The organism is Rossellomorea marisflavi, from assembly GCF_001274775.1.
GTDB classification, from domain to species: domain Bacteria; phylum Bacillota; class Bacilli; order Bacillales; family Bacillaceae_B; genus Rossellomorea; species Rossellomorea marisflavi.
In genome coordinates, this window is sequence record NZ_LGUE01000001.1 from 1,511,352 (window position 1) to 1,528,837 (window position 17,486).

16 protein-coding genes and 2 riboswitches are annotated in these 17,486 nt (G+C 47.2%); of the genes, 5 read left to right on the plus strand and 11 right to left on the minus strand.

From position 1 onward, the window contains the following. Positions 1–37: 37 nt before the first annotated feature. The 8 genes from AF331_RS07560 to AF331_RS07595 all read right to left on the minus strand — a co-directional run bounded on the left by AF331_RS07560 (position 38) and on the right by AF331_RS07595 (position 7,324). Positions 38–1,735 carry a M3 family oligoendopeptidase gene (locus AF331_RS07560; RefSeq protein WP_053427478.1) on the minus strand — a complete coding sequence of 566 codons (1,698 nt, stop codon included), beginning with the start codon at positions 1,733–1,735 and terminating at the stop codon, positions 38–40. A 117-nt stretch (positions 1,736–1,852) separates the two neighbouring features. Beyond that, a complete protein-coding gene (locus AF331_RS07565; protein ID WP_079515865.1) occupies positions 1,853–2,302 on the minus strand; it encodes a MarR family winged helix-turn-helix transcriptional regulator in 450 nt (149 codons plus the stop codon). A 195-nt stretch (positions 2,303–2,497) separates the two neighbouring features. Further along, positions 2,498–2,722: an aspartyl-phosphate phosphatase Spo0E family protein gene (locus AF331_RS07570; protein ID WP_053427480.1), complete on the minus strand. Its 225-nt coding sequence runs from the start codon at positions 2,720–2,722 to the stop codon at positions 2,498–2,500. A gap of 178 nt (positions 2,723–2,900) precedes the next feature. Further along, the gene (locus tag AF331_RS07575) at positions 2,901–3,413 is read right to left on the minus strand and encodes a 1,2-dihydroxy-3-keto-5-methylthiopentene dioxygenase (protein WP_053427481.1); all 513 of its coding nucleotides are present in this window, start codon (positions 3,411–3,413) and stop codon (positions 2,901–2,903) included. Between the two features lie 14 nt (positions 3,414–3,427). Beyond that, complete coding sequence (locus AF331_RS07580) at positions 3,428–4,057, minus strand: methylthioribulose 1-phosphate dehydratase (RefSeq protein WP_053427482.1); 630 nt, start codon at positions 4,055–4,057, stop codon at positions 3,428–3,430. Continuing rightward, a complete protein-coding gene (locus AF331_RS07585; protein WP_053427826.1) occupies positions 4,054–4,716 on the minus strand; it encodes a 2-hydroxy-3-keto-5-methylthiopentenyl-1-phosphate phosphatase in 663 nt (220 codons plus the stop codon). Before AF331_RS07585 ends, AF331_RS07580 begins: the two co-directional genes overlap by 4 nt. Beyond that, on the minus strand, positions 4,716–5,918 hold the full coding sequence (locus tag AF331_RS07590) for a 2,3-diketo-5-methylthiopentyl-1-phosphate enolase (RefSeq protein WP_053427483.1): 1,203 nt from the start codon (positions 5,916–5,918) through the stop codon (positions 4,716–4,718). Before AF331_RS07590 ends, AF331_RS07585 begins: the two co-directional genes overlap by 1 nt. 70 nt (positions 5,919–5,988) lie before the next feature. Beyond that, positions 5,989–6,090, minus strand: a riboswitch (SAM riboswitch). 49 nt (positions 6,091–6,139) lie between these two features. Further along, on the minus strand, positions 6,140–7,324 hold the full coding sequence (locus AF331_RS07595; protein ID WP_053427484.1) for a pyridoxal phosphate-dependent aminotransferase: 1,185 nt from the start codon (positions 7,322–7,324) through the stop codon (positions 6,140–6,142). Between the two features lie 102 nt (positions 7,325–7,426). Between AF331_RS07595 and AF331_RS07600 the strand changes: the two genes are divergently transcribed. The 3 genes from AF331_RS07600 to mtnA all read left to right on the plus strand — a co-directional run bounded on the left by AF331_RS07600 (position 7,427) and on the right by mtnA (position 10,825). Next, positions 7,427–8,224, plus strand: coding sequence for a carbon-nitrogen family hydrolase (locus AF331_RS07600; RefSeq protein ID WP_235576333.1), 798 nt, complete (start codon positions 7,427–7,429; stop codon positions 8,222–8,224). Between the two features lie 111 nt (positions 8,225–8,335). After that, a riboswitch (SAM riboswitch) is annotated at positions 8,336–8,483 on the plus strand. A gap of 98 nt (positions 8,484–8,581) precedes the next feature. Further along, positions 8,582–9,760, plus strand: coding sequence for an S-methyl-5-thioribose kinase (mtnK, locus tag AF331_RS07605; protein WP_053427486.1), 1,179 nt, complete (start codon positions 8,582–8,584; stop codon positions 9,758–9,760). Between the two features lie 18 nt (positions 9,761–9,778). Further along, positions 9,779–10,825, plus strand: coding sequence for an S-methyl-5-thioribose-1-phosphate isomerase (gene mtnA, locus AF331_RS07610; RefSeq protein ID WP_053427487.1), 1,047 nt, complete (start codon positions 9,779–9,781; stop codon positions 10,823–10,825). A 46-nt stretch (positions 10,826–10,871) separates the two neighbouring features. Here mtnA and AF331_RS07615 read toward each other — a convergent pair whose 3' ends face one another. The 3 genes from AF331_RS07615 to AF331_RS07625 all read right to left on the minus strand — a co-directional run bounded on the left by AF331_RS07615 (position 10,872) and on the right by AF331_RS07625 (position 14,286). Next, positions 10,872–11,459, minus strand: coding sequence for a DUF2087 domain-containing protein (locus AF331_RS07615; protein WP_053427488.1), 588 nt, complete (start codon positions 11,457–11,459; stop codon positions 10,872–10,874). Positions 11,460–11,653: 194 nt separating this feature from the next. Beyond that, positions 11,654–12,121 carry a methylated-DNA--[protein]-cysteine S-methyltransferase gene (locus AF331_RS07620; RefSeq protein ID WP_053427489.1) on the minus strand — a complete coding sequence of 156 codons (468 nt, stop codon included), beginning with the start codon at positions 12,119–12,121 and terminating at the stop codon, positions 11,654–11,656. 14 nt (positions 12,122–12,135) lie between these two features. Beyond that, the gene (locus AF331_RS07625; RefSeq protein WP_160316498.1) at positions 12,136–14,286 is read right to left on the minus strand and encodes a PAS domain-containing sensor histidine kinase; all 2,151 of its coding nucleotides are present in this window, start codon (positions 14,284–14,286) and stop codon (positions 12,136–12,138) included. Between the two features lie 158 nt (positions 14,287–14,444). On the opposite strand from AF331_RS07625, the gene AF331_RS07630 reads away from it, so the two are divergent. Both AF331_RS07630 and AF331_RS07635 read left to right on the plus strand, forming a co-directional pair. Further along, positions 14,445–15,470, plus strand: coding sequence for an acyltransferase family protein (locus tag AF331_RS07630; RefSeq protein WP_053427490.1), 1,026 nt, complete (start codon positions 14,445–14,447; stop codon positions 15,468–15,470). Between the two features lie 267 nt (positions 15,471–15,737). Further along, positions 15,738–17,456, plus strand: a complete 1,719-nt coding sequence (locus AF331_RS07635; protein ID WP_053427491.1) for a B12-binding domain-containing radical SAM protein — start codon at positions 15,738–15,740, stop codon at positions 17,454–17,456. Positions 17,457–17,486: the final 30 nt, after the last annotated feature.

Here is a 17,486-nt window from a genome sequence, read left to right on the forward strand (position 1 = left end):
GAATCCGGGTTTTACTATAACTAAAACACCTTTTTCCTTATAACGATTGATCATCCACTTCATTAAGCCATTTTCGGATCGGGTCGATCACCTTCTCCACGGTCCCTTCCACAAACGGGGAGTCGAGCTGGACCGCGTCAAGCAGCTCCAGGAAGGACTTGCTCCCACCTAACTTACAGAGATCCAAATAGGATGCCCACGCGCTCTCACGATCTTCATTCATCTTTTTGAAGAATTGGAAGGCACAGATCTGGGCGAGGGTATAATCGATATAGTAGAACGGAGAGTTGTAAATATGCGACTGCCTCTGCCAGAAGCCACCTTCCTCGAGGTATCCGAAGCCGTCATAATCACGGTGGGGCAAATACTTCCGTTCGAGGCTCCTCCACATCTGCTTCCGCTCGTCTGGTGAAGCATCCGGATTCTCATAGACGAAATGCTGGAATTCATCCACGGCCACTCCATAAGGAAGGAACATCAACGCTTCACTTAAATGGGTGAACTTATACTTCTCTGTATCTTCCTTGAAGAAGTACTCCATCCACGGCCATGTAAAGAATTCCATGCTCATGGAGTGGATCTCACTCGCTTCATAGGTAGCCCAGTGGTATTCAGGTATATCGTAGCCCCTGCTTTTATATACTTGGAAGGCATGCCCTGCCTCATGGGTCAAAACATCGATATCAGCAGACGTCCCGTTGAAATTGGAAAAGATGAAAGGGGACTCGTATTCAGCGATATATGTGCAATACCCGCCTCCTGCTTTTCCCTTTTTCGCTTCAAGGTCCAATAGGTTGCGGTCGAGCATGAACGAAATGAATTCAGCCGTCTCCGTGGAAAGTTCCTCATACATCCGTTTCCCGTTAGCGATGATCCATTGAGGATCCCCTTTTGGATCTGCATTGCCCGAAGAGAATTTAAATCCTTCATCATAAAATGTAAGATGTTGCAGACCGACTCGATCAGCCTGCCTATCCTTCAGCTCGACACAAAGGGGCACGATGAATTCTTCTACTTGACGCCTGAAGATCTCCACCATTTCAGGCGTATAATCCGTCCTTGTCATCCGGTGATAGCCTAGTTCGACGAAGTTATCAAAACCGAGGGTCACGGCGATCTCATGTCGCACCTTCACCAGATCATCAAAAATCCGGTCCAGTTCAATTCTGTTCTCTTCAAAGAAAGAGGTTGTGGCTGTTGCCGCCTGCTTCCTCGTCTCCCGGTTTGGAGATTGGCTGAATGGCCCCATCTGGGCAAGTGTCCTCTCCTCCCCTTCAAAAGGAATCTTGGCCGAAGCCATCAGCTTTGTATATTCTGAGGAAAGCTTATTCTCCTTTTGGAGGAGTGGGATGATCTCGGGTGAGAAGGTTCTGATTTCACTTTCTGCCAGTGAAAAAAGTTGGTTGCCCCATTTCTCCTCCAATTCTTTGCGATACGGAGACTCAAGCAGTACATGATAGAATTCTGTAACCAGACCGTGCATCTCAGGGGACAGGTCATCCATATAGTCTTGTTCCGCTTTATAAAAGCTATCGTTCGTATCGATGGAATGACGGATATACACGAGATTCTCCATTGTATCGACTTCCATGCGGATCCTATTGATCTTCTCTATAGCTTCAACCTGCTGGGACATGCTTTCACCTTTTTTCAGTTGATTCAAGGCTTCATAGAATCGTTCTTTTATCTCATCGAGTTCCGGTCTGTCGTATGTATACTCTTCAAATTTTTTCATTGTGACCTCCATTTTGTATAGAATCTCTCAGGGCTCTCTACTATTTCGCCAATGAATGTCCATTTCCCTCCCTACCTCTAATTTTGACCATGAAAAAAAGCCTGCTTTTGCAGGCATTCAGTAGGAAAGATCTTTAATCGACAATCCCAATTTCTTGAGGAGTCCGATTGCTTCTTCTTTTTCATCCGGAGTAAGGGTGGACATCAGTTCATGGATCCTGTTCTCATGATCGGGGAAGATACGGTCGATCATCACCCTGCCATCTTCCGAAATTTGGGCGTATGTGACCCTTCGATCATTCGGACAGGCCACGCGGTTGAGAAGGCCCTTCTTTTCAAGCTTGTCCACGACATAAGTGATGCTACCGGACGCAAGAAGGATCTTTCCTCCAATCTGTTGGAGGGGCTGATCTCCTTTATGATAAAGGAGTTCCAGGACGGCAAATTCCGTAGGATTCAATCCATTTTCCTGGATGTGTTTATTTATTTCCTCATTGATGGCTTTAAAAGCCCTCGATAGAACAATGAATAGCTTAAGGGATTGCTTGGATTCACTCATAGTTTTCATTCCTTTAAATATCTCGGTTTCAAACTATTATACAAATCTGCAGTGTTTTTGTCAAAGGAACTGACATTGTTTTTTCCAATACTTAGGTTCTAACGGAAAAAGGACGCCCTATAATGGGCGTCCCTCCAAGGTAGTAGTCGATGCGATGCGTGTTTTCACGGAGTGATTTTTCTGGAGGATTTCTCAGATGTCATGTTACGATGCGGGTCTTTTGAGCAAATGTCTACTATAGTATTCCATTTCGGCCTCGCTTCGATTCAGGGAAGCCTTATCATACTCATTCAAGAGGCGATCAAGTTCCTGACTGCACGCCAAGGTCTCGCTTGCACCAAGACCGTGCGTTTCCCCGAGAGCGATCATTTCCGATCGCTTTTGATTGATCTTCAGCAATAACCACTTTCTTTTCAGCATTTGGTTCATCCATCTAACCCCTTTTGATAGCTTGCTTTATTTGAGCATTATCTCAGGGTTTACCAGAAAAGTAAATAGAACCGCAAAACAAGACAAAACAATCAGTTATAGCCGAAAATTCGACATCGACTGCCATATTAAAACCCGTTCCCATCGGGGCGGGAACGGGTTTTAATAGTGGTGAACATCAGTAGATCGGCACCCATCCTTCTTTCGTAACGAAGATTCTTACAGCCACTACTTTCTTGTCATCTGATAGTGTGAAATAATGGCGGATGTTCTCCGGTACGGATATCAGGTCCCCAGGATTCAGATGGACTTCGAAGAAATCACCATCGCTTCCCTGGATGATGAATACCCCATGACCACTGACGATGAAGCGGACTTCGTCATCCGTATGGTGATGTTCCTGCTGGAAATTCTTCAACAGTTCATCAAGGTTCGGTGTACTGTCTGACAATGAGATGATATCCCACGCTTCATATCCCCGCCTGGCTGAAATATCTTGTATTTCATCCTTGAACGTTGTGAGGATCCTTTCTTTTTCCACGTCCGTCAAGTCGAATTTTTCTTGAAGGTCTCCGCTCAATTTTCCGATGTCCCAATGTTCATAAATGACCCCTTGCTCCTCCAGATACTGTATCACCTCTTCTTGATTTTCGATGACTTTACCGCTTCCTTGGACCTTGATTGTTGTCATGATTTTTCCTCCTTTTATGATTGAAGTTGAACGGTGGATTTTAGTGATAAGAGAGAAAGCTGATATTGAAATAGGAACTCAGATGCTTCGAGAAGCTTTTTTGCTTCAAAGCCGCTCCTTCCCCAAACCGTGATCCCGTGATTCCGGATCAGCACGGCGCCGGCGTCTTCATCAACATGATGGGAGAAGGTGCTCGCAAGGGTCGGGATATCCGCGTAGTTCGGGATGATGGGAATGATGAGTTCATCATCCTGCCCCCATTTTCCGAACGCTTTGATCAATTCTTGATTTTTGAAGGTGATCTGTCCCTGGTCCCCATAAAGCTCACTGACCACATTATTGGCTACGGTATGAACGTGGAGGGAGCAGACTGCCTGTGACCTTTTAAAAATATGCGTGTGGAGGAGGGTTTCTGCTGATGGCTTGAGTTTCGTTTCCTCGAGTGGGTTCCCATCCAGGTCAACGAGCAGGAAATCCTCTGCCGTCCTTTTCCTCTTATCCTTTCCGCTGGCGGTTACCAGGAAGGCACCGGGGGCCGATCCGGCCTTGATAGCCAGGTTGCCTGAAGTGCCCATGAACCAGTCACGCTCTGCAAGTTCCCCCTTGATGGCGGATAGCTCTTCCCATTCTCTTTGGTAGCTCATGCCCTCACCCCTTCCCTTAGCGCCTCTACGCAGTCATGGAATGATTCAAATGGAATATGGGGGATCCCCAATTCATTGCAAGTATCCGCAAGATAATCCCTCGCAAGCACCTTATCTGCCACCTTGGCCATCTCCAAGTCTGTCACAGAGTCACCGATGGCGATCACTTCTGCACCAACCGGTATGGAAAGGGAGCGGAGGACGGACGGTTTACAGCATCCGCAGCCTCCATTCCCGCATTCCCCATCACAGGGATAGGGCCAGTTGATGGAAATGAAGGGACCGGTGAAATCCGCTTCATTGCAGTAGATTCCTGCAAACGGCCCATATCCGTCCAGGAGTGGGCGGACAAAGAAATCGATCCCTCCACTCACGATGTATAACGGAATTCCTTCCTCTTTCGCAAATTGAACAAAGTCCCCGAATCCCTCTCTGATGGTCGCCGTATGCAAGAGATAGTCTACGAGCTCATCTTTTTGTCGGGAAGGCAGAAGGGAGAACATATCCCCTACCCCTTTCTCGATCGACATCGACCGGTCAAGTATGGCATCTTTTAGCCCCTCCCATTCAGGGGGGGCAAACTGCTTCATGAGGGAGATGATATTGTCGGTTTTCGTAATCGTTCCATCAAAATCACATAAGATGATCCGTTCCGTCATCAGCCCTTCCCTCCCTTGCTCCATAAGCTTAGAGCGACTCTAAGCTCTTCTCCTTGGACTTCTTCAAGGGGGATTCCCGCTTTCACCGCTTCAATTGCCTGTCGGAAGGCGAGCCCTCCGCTTTCAGCACCTCCCGGATGTCCGTGGACGCCGCCGCCGGCATTGATCACACACCCCTCACCAAAATCTTCCATAAGATGTGGTACTAGTCCTGGATGGATACCTGCCGATGGGACAGGGAATGTCTTTTTGAACGGTGAGGGCTCATCCGTAAGTTCTCTACTGATGGCCAGTACTTGATCTTTCTCCAGTGCCACACTTCCGTAGGGGGAAGGGAAAAGGGAAAAATCCGCTCCCGTCATCCGCAAAAATTTCCCAAGCCATAAGGAGTAGGCGACTCCATGATGGGGAGCCTGGGCGACGGCTCCTGCAAAGGCGGGGTGGGCCATGAGCGGAAGTCCGATGTTTTCATCTTCCCTGAGTTCTTGAAGAACATCGAGAGAATAAGAAAATACGTTGAATAGCAAGGCATCCGCCCCAAGCTCCCGTGCTCTTCTTGCCTTTTCGCGAAGCTCAGACGTCCGTCCGGTCAGGTTCACCGCATAGAGCGTCCGTTTACCTGTCTCCTGCTGCACCTCATCAAGGATCCTCCTGCCGTTTTTCACCCGTTCATAAAAAGGCGTCAGGGGGTTATCAAAAAGGATTTCATCATCCTTCACCAGGTCAACACCTCCGCGGGCCTGGGCACGCAGCTGATCTTCCATATAAGCGAGATCCCTTCCGATCACGCCCTTGAAAATGCTCATGAGGAGGGGGCGATCCTTGACGCCTGCGAGTTCCCTGATCCCCTCGATACCATACCGTGGTCCCGGGTAGTGACGGTTCAGATCGTCACTGAATTCAAGATTGATAAGCTTTACTTGACCATCCAGGGAGAGTTTCCCGAAGACCGTTGTCAATATCGCAGGGAGATCATTTGAATAATTCCTACCGGGGTAAGCGATCGAAATTTCTCCCACCCCTTCACCGGCCTCTTCATTGATGGAAGCGACCCTTCCCTTGAATTTCAGCAGTTGCTCTTGTTCGAGTTGGGGAAGGTCTGTCCAAGAACCCACTGTCAAGCCCAAGGCGATGCCTTCTGCCTTTTTTTCAAACGACCCTTTTGCCCCTGGCAATCTATACGTTGCAATCACTTCACTCATGTTCTGCCTACCTCCTTATACAATCAAAAAAGCCCCTTCCGATAAGAAGAGGCTTTCAATCCATCACTCTATCTTATCTCCCAGCGTCTGCTGCAAGAATTAGCACCGTGCTCATAATGAGTCGGTTGCCGGGCTTCATCGGGCCAGTCCCTCCGCCTGCTCTTGATAAGAATCTATTCATTTGGTTTCCAGTAGGATTATTGCATCGATCGGGAGTCCTGTCAATCCCTATTATCGAACAAATGTAAATTTTCAATCCTTTTCACAGCTTCTTGAAGCCTTTCCTCACTGGTAAGGAGACCTACACGGACGTATCCTTCCCCGTGGTCACCAAATCCGATGCCAGGTGCCACGGCTACATGGGCCTTTTCAAGAAGCAGGGTCGATAATTCCATCGACGTGAAGCCTTCCGGAACTTTGAGCCAGGCGAAAAATGAGCCTGCTGGTGCGTCCACATCCCAGCCGATGGATTTCAGCCCATCGATGAGGGCATGCCTTCTGCCTTCATAGATTTCAAGCTGGTCCCGGACGCATTCCTGTGATCCGAGGAGCGCCGTCACCGCTGCTTCCTGGATGGCGCCAAAGAGGCTCACATACATATGATCCTGCATGAGATTGATGGCTTCGATCACGCTCTCATTCCCGACGGCGAATCCCACACGCCACCCCGCCATATTATAGGTTTTGGAAAGCGTATAGATTTCAATTCCCACATCCTTGGCACCCTCAGTCTCCAGGAAGCTTTTGGGACGCTTGCCTTCAAAGCCGATCGCTCCATAGGCAAAATCATGTACCACGCAGATGTCATGGGCAACCGCCAACTTCACCGTTTCCTCAAAAAATGCTGACGTTGCTACTGCCCCGGTAGGATTATTCGGATAATTTAAGAACATGAGCTTGGAACCTTCGAGTTCTTCTTCGCTCAATTGGCTGTAATCGGGGAGAAAATCATTCTTCTCAAGCAGCGGCATCACCTTCATCTCCGCATCTGCAAGAGCCACCCCTGATAGATAATCTGGATACCCAGGGTCAGGTACCAGAACGGATTCACCAGGATTCACCAGGCACTGTGGAATCTCAACGAGACCCGCTTTTCCACCGAAGAGGATGGCCACTTCCCTGGAAGGATCCAGTTCTACTCCGTATTCCCTTTTATAAAAAAGCGCAACCGCCTCTTTGAAAGAGGTCATCCCCCGGAATGGAGAATAGCGATGATTCAATGGGTTTTCGGCCGAAGCCTTCAAACGATCTACAATATGTTCAGGTGTGGCCCTATCAGGGTTACCCTGCCCAAGGTTAATGACATCGTGTCCTTCATTAACGACACGCTGGACGTTAGCTGTTAATTCAGCGAAAAATTGCTTTGGCAGCGAATCGAGGCGATCCGCATATGGGAATGTTTTCATCTTTTCACCTTCTGAATGTTCAAATATTCTTCACTTTCAAATTCTAGCTACAAATGATATAACGGAAAATAACGAATGTAAAGTAAAATCTTACAATTCTCCATGAAAGGTGCTGATCATATGAAGATCGGGCTCGCGCAAATGGACATCCGGTTTGGAGATCCAGAATCCAACTACGCACAAGCAGAAAAGTGGTTTCAACAAGCAGAAAGCGAACAATGCGATATCCTTGTCTTCCCTGAGCTTTGGACAACAGGATATGACCTTAAGAGGATAGAGGGAATCGCGGATGAAAACAGTGAAAAGACCATTGCCTTCCTATCACGTCTTGCAAAACAGTATCGGATAAACGTGATCGGGGGATCCGTTGCAAATAAAACGGATTCGGGAATCGATAATCGATTGATCGTGATCGATTCCAAGGGTAACTTCGTCAAAGGGTATTCAAAGCTTCACCTGTTCAAATTAATGGATGAACATCACTACCTCCTCCCGGGAAAAGAGGACGGTCTATTCACGCTTTCCGGCGAGCAGATGGCCGGCCTCATCTGCTATGACATCCGCTTCCCCGAATGGGTGCGTAAGCATGTTCTCTCCGGAGCAAAGATCCTTTTCGTCAGTGCAGAATGGCCTGAACAGCGGATCGACCACTGGAAAGTCCTCCTCCGTGCACGTGCCATTGAAAATCAATGTTATGTTGCTGCATGCAACCGCGTCGGCTCTGATCCGGATAATACGTTCGGAGGATCATCCCTGATCATCGATCCGTGGGGAGAGATCCTCGCTGAAGGATCCCTCCAGGAAGAACTTGTGACAGCCGCTGTCAATCTTGATACCGTCGATGAAGTAAGAAAGCAAATACCCATATTTGACGATCGCCTTCCTGATTTTTATCGTTGATACAGAGAGAATCGTTCAAAACGTCTTTTAAAAAAAAGCATTGACACTAAAAAACGCCAGGTGGTATGATGTCAATCAAATGGTAATTTTCTGAACAAATTAAATATGCAACTCTTATCAAGAGCTGGCTGAGGGATTTGGCCCTATGAAGCCCAGCAACCGACCGTAATACCGTTGAAAGACGGGGCGCAGATTCGATGCGCCTGACCAGGGCACGGTGCTAATTCCAACAGAATGATTCCATTCTGAGAGATAAGAGGCGACGAAGTATTCTTCAAGCCTCTTTCACAACCGGAAGAGGCTTTTCTCATTCCACAAGAAAAGCCTCCTGCAAAACCATTTTAAGGAGGAACCCCCATGGCCATCACTCAATTGAAACATTATCATTCCCTGACGATCGAATCTGCTATAAGCCTTGCCAAAGACCTTTCCCTGTTTGACCCATCGGAAAATCTGACCTGTGAAGAGATCGGAGACGGCAATCTCAATTACGTCTTCCGCATTGCAAGCAGTGAAAGCGGAAAAAGCATCATTATCAAACAGGCCCTTCCTTACGCAAAAGTCGTAGGCGAAAGCTGGCCGTTGACCCTCGACCGCGCCAGGATCGAAGCCCGGGCCCTGACTCTCCAGCGATCCCTTGCAGAGCGTCTTGTCCCTGAAGTCTATCATTCCGATGAACAACTTGCGATCACGATCATGGAAGATTTGAGCCATCTTGAAATCGCCAGAAAAGGCCTCAACAAAGGAGAAATCTATCCCTCCCTTTCGAAGGACATCGGGGAATTTCTCGGAGCGACACTGTTCTTCACTTCCGATTATGCTCTCCATCCTTTCAAGAAAAAGGGATATGTCAAAGAGTTCTCGAATCCTGAATTATGCAAGATTACTGAAGATCTTGTCTTTACCGACCCGTTCTTCAATAGTGAAACGAATGAATTTGAACAGGCCCTTGAAGAAGAGGTCCGGAATCTTTGGGACGACCTGCCCCTGAAGCTGGAAGTCGCTAAACTGAAAAGATCCTTCCTGACGGAGGGGGAAGCCCTTCTCCACGGTGATCTGCATACGGGAAGCATCTTTGCAGGCAAAGAGGAAACTAAGGTCATTGATCCGGAGTTTGCCTTTTACGGTCCTATCGGTTTTGATCTCGGACAGTTCCTGGCGAATCTCATTTTCCAGGCTGTCGTCCGCGAAGAAAAGCCGAAGAAGGAAGAGATCCTTCGTCATATTGAAACCACTTGGGACGTATTCGAGTCCACCTTCTCACAATTCTGGGATCAAAGTGAAGATGCCTACACCAAAATTGATGGATACCTTGAGTATGTTCTAGAAAAAAGCTTTGCAGATACGATCGGTTTCCTCGGTTGCGAACTGATCCGAAGGACGATCGGTCTTGCTCACGTGGAGGATCTTGACTCGGTTCAGGACGAAGAAAAACGGGTCTTGTATAAAAAGACGTGCCTTGCCCTCGGAAGGGAATGTATCCTTGAGCGCCATCGCATCCGTTCAATCCAGGATCTACTCGATAAACTTATTTAAAGGAGCTTTCTTAAACCCATGACACCACAACTTACCATACCGACTTCATTGGAGTGGCATGAAGACCACCTGGTCATACTGGACCAGCAAAAACTTCCCGGGGCAGTGGAATATGTCCATCTCTATACCATAAAGGATTACTATGATGCTATCATCACCCTTAAAGTAAGGGGAGCGCCTGCCATCGGCATCACGGCGGCATATGGGCTTGCCCAGGCGGCAGGAGAGTATGAAACGGAATCACTTGAAGAGTTCAAGACATGGTTCGAGAAGGAAAAACAGTATCTCCTCTCCTCCCGTCCGACTGCTGTGAATCTTTCATGGGCCCTCGAGCGTCTCGAGCGTGAACTGGATCAGGCAGGCACGGTCAACGAAGCCAAGACCGACCTTCTCCATACGGCGATACAGATCCATGCAGAGGATGAGGATATGTGCCGGAGGATCGGCGAGAATGGCCTAGAACTCCTTCACGATGCACAAAGGGTCATGACCATCTGCAATGCTGGATCCATCGCTACAAGTAAATATGGAACCGCCTTGGCACCGTTCCATATTGGACGTGAAAAAGACCGGAATTTCCAGGTGTTCGCCTGCGAAACCAGACCAGTCCTTCAAGGCGCGAGACTGACGGCGTGGGAGCTCCAGCAATCGGGGGTCGATGTGACGCTCATTACGGATAATATGGCTGCCCATACGATGAAAACAAAAGGCATCGAAGCGGTGATCGTAGGAGCGGACCGCGTTGCGGCAAACGGGGATACAGCCAATAAAATCGGAACCTCCTCCTTAGCCATCCTGTGCAAACATTTCGGTATTCCTTTCTATGTTGCCGCTCCTTCTTCGACGTTTGACCTGACCATCGACTCAGGAGACGACATTGAGATCGAGGAGCGGTCATCCACCGAAGTAACCACATTGGGCCAAAGCGTCATCGCTCCAGAAGGCGTCCCTGTCTTCAATCCCGCATTCGATGTGACCCCCCACGACTTGATTTCGGCTATCATCACCGAAAACGGAATCCTTTATCCCGATTTCAAACAGAGCATTGCCGATACACTGAACTAAGTCCAACACAAAAGCCAAGAATGCAGATTCTTGGCTTTTGTCTTTTCTATGACTTTACACTTCCCCACATTTCCTTTGGGTTTCGTTCATAGATACTGTTTTCCCTGAACATGAACTGATGAATGATGAATTCCCTTCTAACCGTTGCATAATCATCATGGAACTGTTTAATGTAGGCGTTGATTTCCTTCTCTTCATACTTTCTCCCGATCTCCAGTCCTTCCACCCAATGTTCCAGTAGATACAATCGCTTCTTCTGCTGTGCAGGGAGCTGGCTGACTTTCCCATCCTTACCGATGAAGGCATTCATGACCTTTTGTTTCTCTAGTACCCGTTGATCCATATTCCGTTCCTCCCCTTTCGTTCCCTCTGCAAACTGCTGTAGCACCTTCCCATGATGCATAAGGACCTTCGTATTGATGTGGTAATATACCGTATTCTTTTCCCTTCTTGAGTACACCAGGTTACAATCCTTCAATCGTGATAGGTGGTGGGAAATGGTCGGCGCCGTCAAACCGAGCTTTCCCGCCACCGCTCCAACGTGAAGCGGCCCCTCTGACAAAAGGTAAATGATTTTGAGCCTCGTTGGATCCCCTAGCGTTTTATGAAATTCAACCTGCTTATTCAGTTGCACTTACAACCACCCCCTCTAATTAGATGAGTATCTATTTAGATAATAATCTAATATCAAAATAAACTCAATCCTTTTTCTCTGAATATTCATATCTCGTGTTCTCGTCTGTTTCAACGTATTCAGCAAAAAAAAAACGCACTGACGATTCCGTTAGGAAATACAGTACGTTTTTGATAGGTTTTTTTGAAGTTCCCTCAATTGCAGAATGCTTTTTCCAATTCTAAAAGAACGGCTTTCTTATCCACCTGTTTCCCTGCATAACCTGTCAGCTGATTGTTCTTCCCGATGACTCTGTGACACGGTATGACAATGGGAAAACGGTTCGCTTTATTCGCCTGTCCAAGGGCCCTGACGGCTTTGGGACGACGGATCTTTTCTGCCACTTCTTGATAAGAAGCGGTTGTTCCATAGGGGATTTCCTGGAGGGAAGTCCATACCTCCTTCTGGAATGGGGTACCTTCCAACCTCAGTGGTAGATTGAATGATTTCCGCTCACCTTTGAAGTACTCCAGAAGCTGCGAACTTGTTTCATCTATTATATGGTGACCTGGCCCCTCATCAGGTTCTCCTTCAGAAAATTCAATGGAGATGAGTCCATGGTCGTCTGCTGTGATCTTCAATGGACCGACCGGCGAATCGATCGTCTTGTGGATGGGTTCCATTACCGATCCCTCCCTCAGATTTTCGGAAGATAGATATGAAAGGTCGTGCCCCTGCCCACCTGACTCTCAACCTCTACCGTTCCTTTGTGCTCCTTGATAATATTAAAGCTTACCATAAGGCCGAGTCCAGTGCCCCGTTCTTTTGTTGTATAAAATGGTTCACCGAGCTTTTTGATTTTATCCTTCGAGATCCCGCTCCCTTCATCCTGAATCTCGATGTGAATCATACCATTGTCCGTTTCATTTATGGCAATCGAGATAAATCCACCCTGCGTCATCACTTCAATGGCATTCTTGATGATATTGATGAACACCTGCTTCAATTGATTCGGCTCGGCAATGATGCATGGAAGTCCCTCCTGGTAGTGCTCCCTGTATTGGACGTTATGCATCACCGCCTGAGCGTTGAGCAGTTCCACCGTATCTTTCATGATCTTGATGAGGTTGGTTTCCTGATACTGGATGGCCTGTGGTTTTGCCAACACAAGGAAATCCGTGATGATGGATTCAATCCGTTGGAATTCAGAGGTGATCACGTTGAAGTACATTTCATGTTCATGCCCGATGCTGTTCTCGAGAAGCTGGATGAACCCTTTCAATGCCGTCATCGGGTTGCGGATTTCATGGGCGATACCGGCGGCAAGCTCTCCGACCACGCTCAAGGTATCGCTTTTCCGCAGCTGTTCCTGCATTTCGACTTGTTCGGTTATATCCCTGATTATGGTCAAATTCAAGTTGGACAGGAGGTTGTACTTGGATGACAGCTCCACATGCTGCAATCTCCCTTTCTGATACAGGGACTTCTGGTAGGTTGCCTGACCTTCTTCTTTCAATTGGCGGAGATAGCCTGCATATTTGTCTTCCTCAGGGTCGATATTTAATATTTCCCGTACATCTTTACCAATCAGATTCTCCTTCGGAGAGGCCAGTATTTCACTCACCTCCGGATTGGAGTCCACGACAACATAATTGTGGTTTGTCAAAAGCATCCCATCCAGAGAGCCCTCAAAGATCTTACGGAAGCGCTCTTCACTTTCCCTGAGCTCTTTCTCCATCTGATAGCGCTCACTCACATTTCGGAAGATGGTCATATTATACCCGTCCACGGAATGAAGCTTGGAGGTGAATTCAAGGTGCTTGAGCTGGTTGTTGGGCATAAGAAATAACACTTCATCCCTTACAGCACCTGAGATCGTGAGCTGTTCCATGAGAAGATCGAACTTTTGCACTTCAAGTGGGTAGACAAAATCCTTGATCCTTTTGGACAGGAGCTCCGAAAGGGAACATTCAAAGATTTTCAAGGCAGATGTATTGGCTTTCAGTACCCGCCCATCCTGATCCCACAGGACGATGGCGTCGATGGCCTCTTCGAACAGCCCTTTGAAGAGTTCTTCGTTTCGTTTCAACTGTATTTCCATTTGCCTCTTTTCCGTCACATCCCTCAGGATCGCCATATGTAGCTTATGATGGACATACGGACTCGTGGTGAATTCCACGATGGAGACGCTGTGCGTTTTACGGATCGGGATCTCTCCCCTGGCCTTTTTATGTTCGACGATCAGCTCTTTGATCTTATCGATCTTATAATGGGCATTTTCAGGAACAAACCAGCTGATGTTCCGCTTTGTCACATCGCTCTTATCCATGCCCACCTGGATGCAGAAGGCCTGATTCACATCGCTGATATTTCCGTCGATATCAAAGAGAACGATCCCTTCCGAAGCATTTTGGAAGATATTCGAGAGGAGATGGACATTCATATGATCCTTCCGTTCCTTTTCCTTCAGCTGTGTTACATCCTTGAAGTAAAGATAGGCATTGGGAGAAATGGTCGATTTTTTGAGGATCAGCTCCACATGGATGATTTTATCACCCGTTGTGTTCATGAGCGTTTCATCTTCAAGGGATTTGCCCGTTTCCATCACTTCCTTATAATGGGAGACGATAGGGGCTGGAACAGAAGTAAAATACGTGCTGAACAGCTTCCCTATAAGCTCTTCCATAGGAGCGGCAAGGGTCGTGCATGCTTCGCGATTTGCATAATGAATCTTCATTTCCTCATTAATCACCAGCATGGGAAGTGGTGATGCTGAGCAGATTTCCTTATCGATAGGATGACATTCTTCCTTCAATACTTCCAAATCAAGTTTACTGCCGTTAGTCATTTCTACATCCCCCTGCTTCATTAAAGACGACTTTAGTAATACAGTCTGCATATGTTCACAACCCCTTGGCGATAATTAACAATGAAATGAAGGTTTTACCCATAGTATCCTAGGGAAAGTATGAATGAAACAATGAAATCGTTAAAGTTGGTGAGCCCATGAAACAGCGTGATTCATATTTTGATAATGCTAAATTCATCCTGATCTTCCTCGTCGTATTCGGTCACATCATCCGATCGTATATTGAAAAGGATCCCGTCATCCTTTCCCTTTATAAAACCATCTATACCTTCCACATGCCGGCATTCATCCTGCTTGCAGGATTTTTTGCCAAAGGGTTTTATAAGAAAGGATATATCCAGAAGCTGGCGAAAAAGCTCATTTTGCCTTATATCGTGTTCCAGTTGATCTATACCGTGTACTACTATTTCCTATATGACAGCTCCACCCTTGAAGTCGATCCACTGACGCCTCACTGGTCCCTGTGGTTCCTTATCAGCCTGTTCTGCTGGAACGCACTGCTTTATGCATTCATCAAATGGTTCAAATTCGGTCCTGCGGCAGGACTGACAGTGGCATTTTCACTTGGCCTGATCGTAGGATTCGCAGACAGTATCTCGAGTACGCTCAGTTTGTCGAGGACATTCGTCTTCTTCCCGATGTTCCTCCTCGGTTACTATCTGAAAAAAGAGCACTTCGATTACTTCAAGACATCGCAGATGCGCCTGGCAGCCGGTCTGACATTCATCATTGTCTTCCTGGGAATGTTCCTCATACCGGAATTTTCGGACAAATGGCTCCTTGGGTCCAAACCTTATGGTGACTTCAACTGGAGTAATCTGTACGGAATGGGGATTCGAGCTGCCGTATACGCACTGAATATCATCATGATCTTCAGCTTTTTCTCTTTCGTGCCGACCAAGCAGCAGTTCTTCACTAAATGGGGTAAGAACACCCTCTATGTGTACCTCCTGCATGGATTCCTTGTCAGATTGTTCAGGGTCAGTGCGCTGAAGGATGAAATCAACCCCACCACAAGCATCCTTGTCCTGCTTGGCGTGTCCCTTGTATTGACGATGCTGTTTTCGACCAAGTTCTTTACGAGCCTGACTCAGCCTCTCGTCGAGTTCAGGACCTCCCGATTTCAAAAGTTATTTTCAAAAAAAGAAATCAACACAAGATAAAACCCAATAGAAAGGGCTGGCTCATTGAGTCAGTCCCTTTTTGGTGGATGGAATGGAACAAAACGAAAATATCTCCCATTTCCCCACTATATGTCATTTCATATGGTTTTATAATACTATTCGAAATCTTTCATTGAAATCCTCCCTTGGAATACAATAAATTTGAATTGATTTTAGACAAAGATTGAGCTTTTTCGCCTTCTCCGCTACAATGGGAACAGTGTGATGCAGTGACCTCGATCAATGAGGAAATAAAGGAGTACAGGTATGAAGAAAGTGGTTTTAAGTACATTGAACGCTAAATATATCCATACAAACCTGGCCATACGATGCCTGAAAGCATATGCCGAGCCAGACTTTGATGTTGAACTTGCCGAGTATACGATTAAAGATCCCGTCTTGAATATCGCAACCGACTTATTCTCAAAGCGTCCCGACGTCATCGGGTTCAGCTGTTATATATGGAACATCGAAGAAACGATCAACGTCATCGGGATACTGAGAAAGATCATGCCCGACGTCAAGATCATCCTCGGTGGCCCTGAAGTGACCTATGACGTTCCGTACTGGCTGGAACGCCTGACCGATGTGGACTTCATCATTTTGGGTGAAGGAGAGGAATCGTTCAAACAGTTCCTTGTACAGGCCAATGGAGATGAGGACTGGGATAAAGTTGCCGGTATTGCTTATATGAAAGATGATAAGCCCGTCATCCGGCCACAATCGAACAAGATCGATCTTCGTGAGGTTCCCTCCCCGTTCCGATTTGAAGAAGATCTCGATCAGCTTTCAAAACGGGTAACCTATATTGAAACGAGCAGAGGCTGTCCGTTCAGATGTCAATTCTGTTTATCTTCCATAGAAGTCGGTGTCCGCTACTTTGACAGAGAGAAGGTCAAAGAAGATATCAGGTTCCTCATGCAGAACGGCGCCAAAACCATCAAGTTTGTGGACCGCACCTTCAATATAAGCCGAAGCTATGCCATGGAGATGTTCCAATTCCTTATTGATGAGCATCTGCCGGGTACCGTCTTCCAGTTCGAGATCACAGCGGACATCATGCGCCCTGAAGTGATCGAGTTCTTGAATCAGAACGCCCCTGCCGGCTTATTCCGCTTCGAAATCGGCGTGCAGTCCACCAATGATGAGACCAATGATCTCGTGATGAGAAGACAGAACTATGATAAATTGACCAGAACCGTCACCATGGTCAAAGATGGCGGAAAGATCGACCAGCATTTGGATCTTATCGCTGGACTGCCGGAAGAAGATTACCATTCGTTCAAAAAGACCTTCAATGATGTATTCCAACTAAGGCCGGAAGAGCTTCAGCTCGGCTTCCTGAAGATGCTGAGGGGTACTGGCCTGAGAATACGTGCAAACGATCATCAGTACACCTTTATGGACCACTCTCCGTATGAAATACTCGGGAATAATATCCTATCGTTTGACGATATCGTCCGAATCAAACAAGTGGAAGACGTACTGGAAAAATACTGGAACGACCACCGCATGGACCAGACGATTGAATACCTCGTATCAGAAGTATTCGAGACTCCATTCGATTTCTTCCAGGAGTTCGGTTCCTACTGGGAAGGAAAGGGGTGGTCCCGGATCGGTCACCAGCTTGAAGACCTGTTCAAAAGACTTCGCGAATTCCTCTCCACCAAAGAAGGCGTATCCCTTTCGGTTGTTGAAGGCCTTATGAAGCTGGATTATCTCCAGAATCAAAGATACAAGCCGAGAAAACCATGGTGGAGCAACACCATGACCAAGGAACAGCGTTCATCACTCTATCAGGAGATCCTCGCTTCCCCTTTACGCGCGGGAGCAGAGTTCATGGAGATGAACCTTTCGGAGAAAGATCTGTATAAGCATACGATGCTGGAGTCCATTACCGGGACAGATGGGAAGGACGGCTATGTCCTCGCCTATTTCGAACCTACCACGGGTCGTTCCACCCTATTCCCTGTTGGTGTTTCCTGATTTCTCTTCAAATAAAAAATGTTAAGCGAT

Bases quoted from the DNA above. Each gene is read 5' to 3' on its own strand.
- AF331_RS07580 (WP_053427482.1), bottom strand. From the start codon at position 4,057: ATGAGCTACCAAAGAGAATGGGAAGAGCTATCCGCCATCAAGGGGGAA.
- AF331_RS07565 (WP_079515865.1), bottom strand. From the start codon at position 2,302: ATGAAAACTATGAGTGAATCCAAGCAATCCCTTAAGCTATTCATTGTT.
- AF331_RS07600 (WP_235576333.1), top strand. From the start codon at position 7,427: ATGAAAGGTGCTGATCATATGAAGATCGGGCTCGCGCAAATGGACATC.
- AF331_RS07575 (WP_053427481.1), bottom strand. From the start codon at position 3,413: ATGACAACAATCAAGGTCCAAGGAAGCGGTAAAGTCATCGAAAATCAA.
- AF331_RS07590 (WP_053427483.1), bottom strand. From the start codon at position 5,918: ATGAGTGAAGTGATTGCAACGTATAGATTGCCAGGGGCAAAAGGGTCG.
- AF331_RS07560 (WP_053427478.1), bottom strand. From the start codon at position 1,735: ATGAAAAAATTTGAAGAGTATACATACGACAGACCGGAACTCGATGAG.
- AF331_RS07595 (WP_053427484.1), bottom strand. From the start codon at position 7,324: ATGAAAACATTCCCATATGCGGATCGCCTCGATTCGCTGCCAAAGCAA.
- AF331_RS07570 (WP_053427480.1), bottom strand. From the start codon at position 2,722: ATGAACCAAATGCTGAAAAGAAAGTGGTTATTGCTGAAGATCAATCAA.
- AF331_RS07620 (WP_053427489.1), bottom strand. From the start codon at position 12,121: ATGGAACCCATCCACAAGACGATCGATTCGCCGGTCGGTCCATTGAAG.
- mtnA (WP_053427487.1), top strand. From the start codon at position 9,779: ATGACACCACAACTTACCATACCGACTTCATTGGAGTGGCATGAAGAC.
- AF331_RS07635 (WP_053427491.1), top strand. From the start codon at position 15,738: ATGAAGAAAGTGGTTTTAAGTACATTGAACGCTAAATATATCCATACA.
- AF331_RS07630 (WP_053427490.1), top strand. From the start codon at position 14,445: ATGAAACAGCGTGATTCATATTTTGATAATGCTAAATTCATCCTGATC.
- AF331_RS07625 (WP_160316498.1), bottom strand. From the start codon at position 14,286: ATGACTAACGGCAGTAAACTTGATTTGGAAGTATTGAAGGAAGAATGT.
- mtnK (WP_053427486.1), top strand. From the start codon at position 8,582: ATGGCCATCACTCAATTGAAACATTATCATTCCCTGACGATCGAATCT.
- AF331_RS07585 (WP_053427826.1), bottom strand. From the start codon at position 4,716: ATGACGGAACGGATCATCTTATGTGATTTTGATGGAACGATTACGAAA.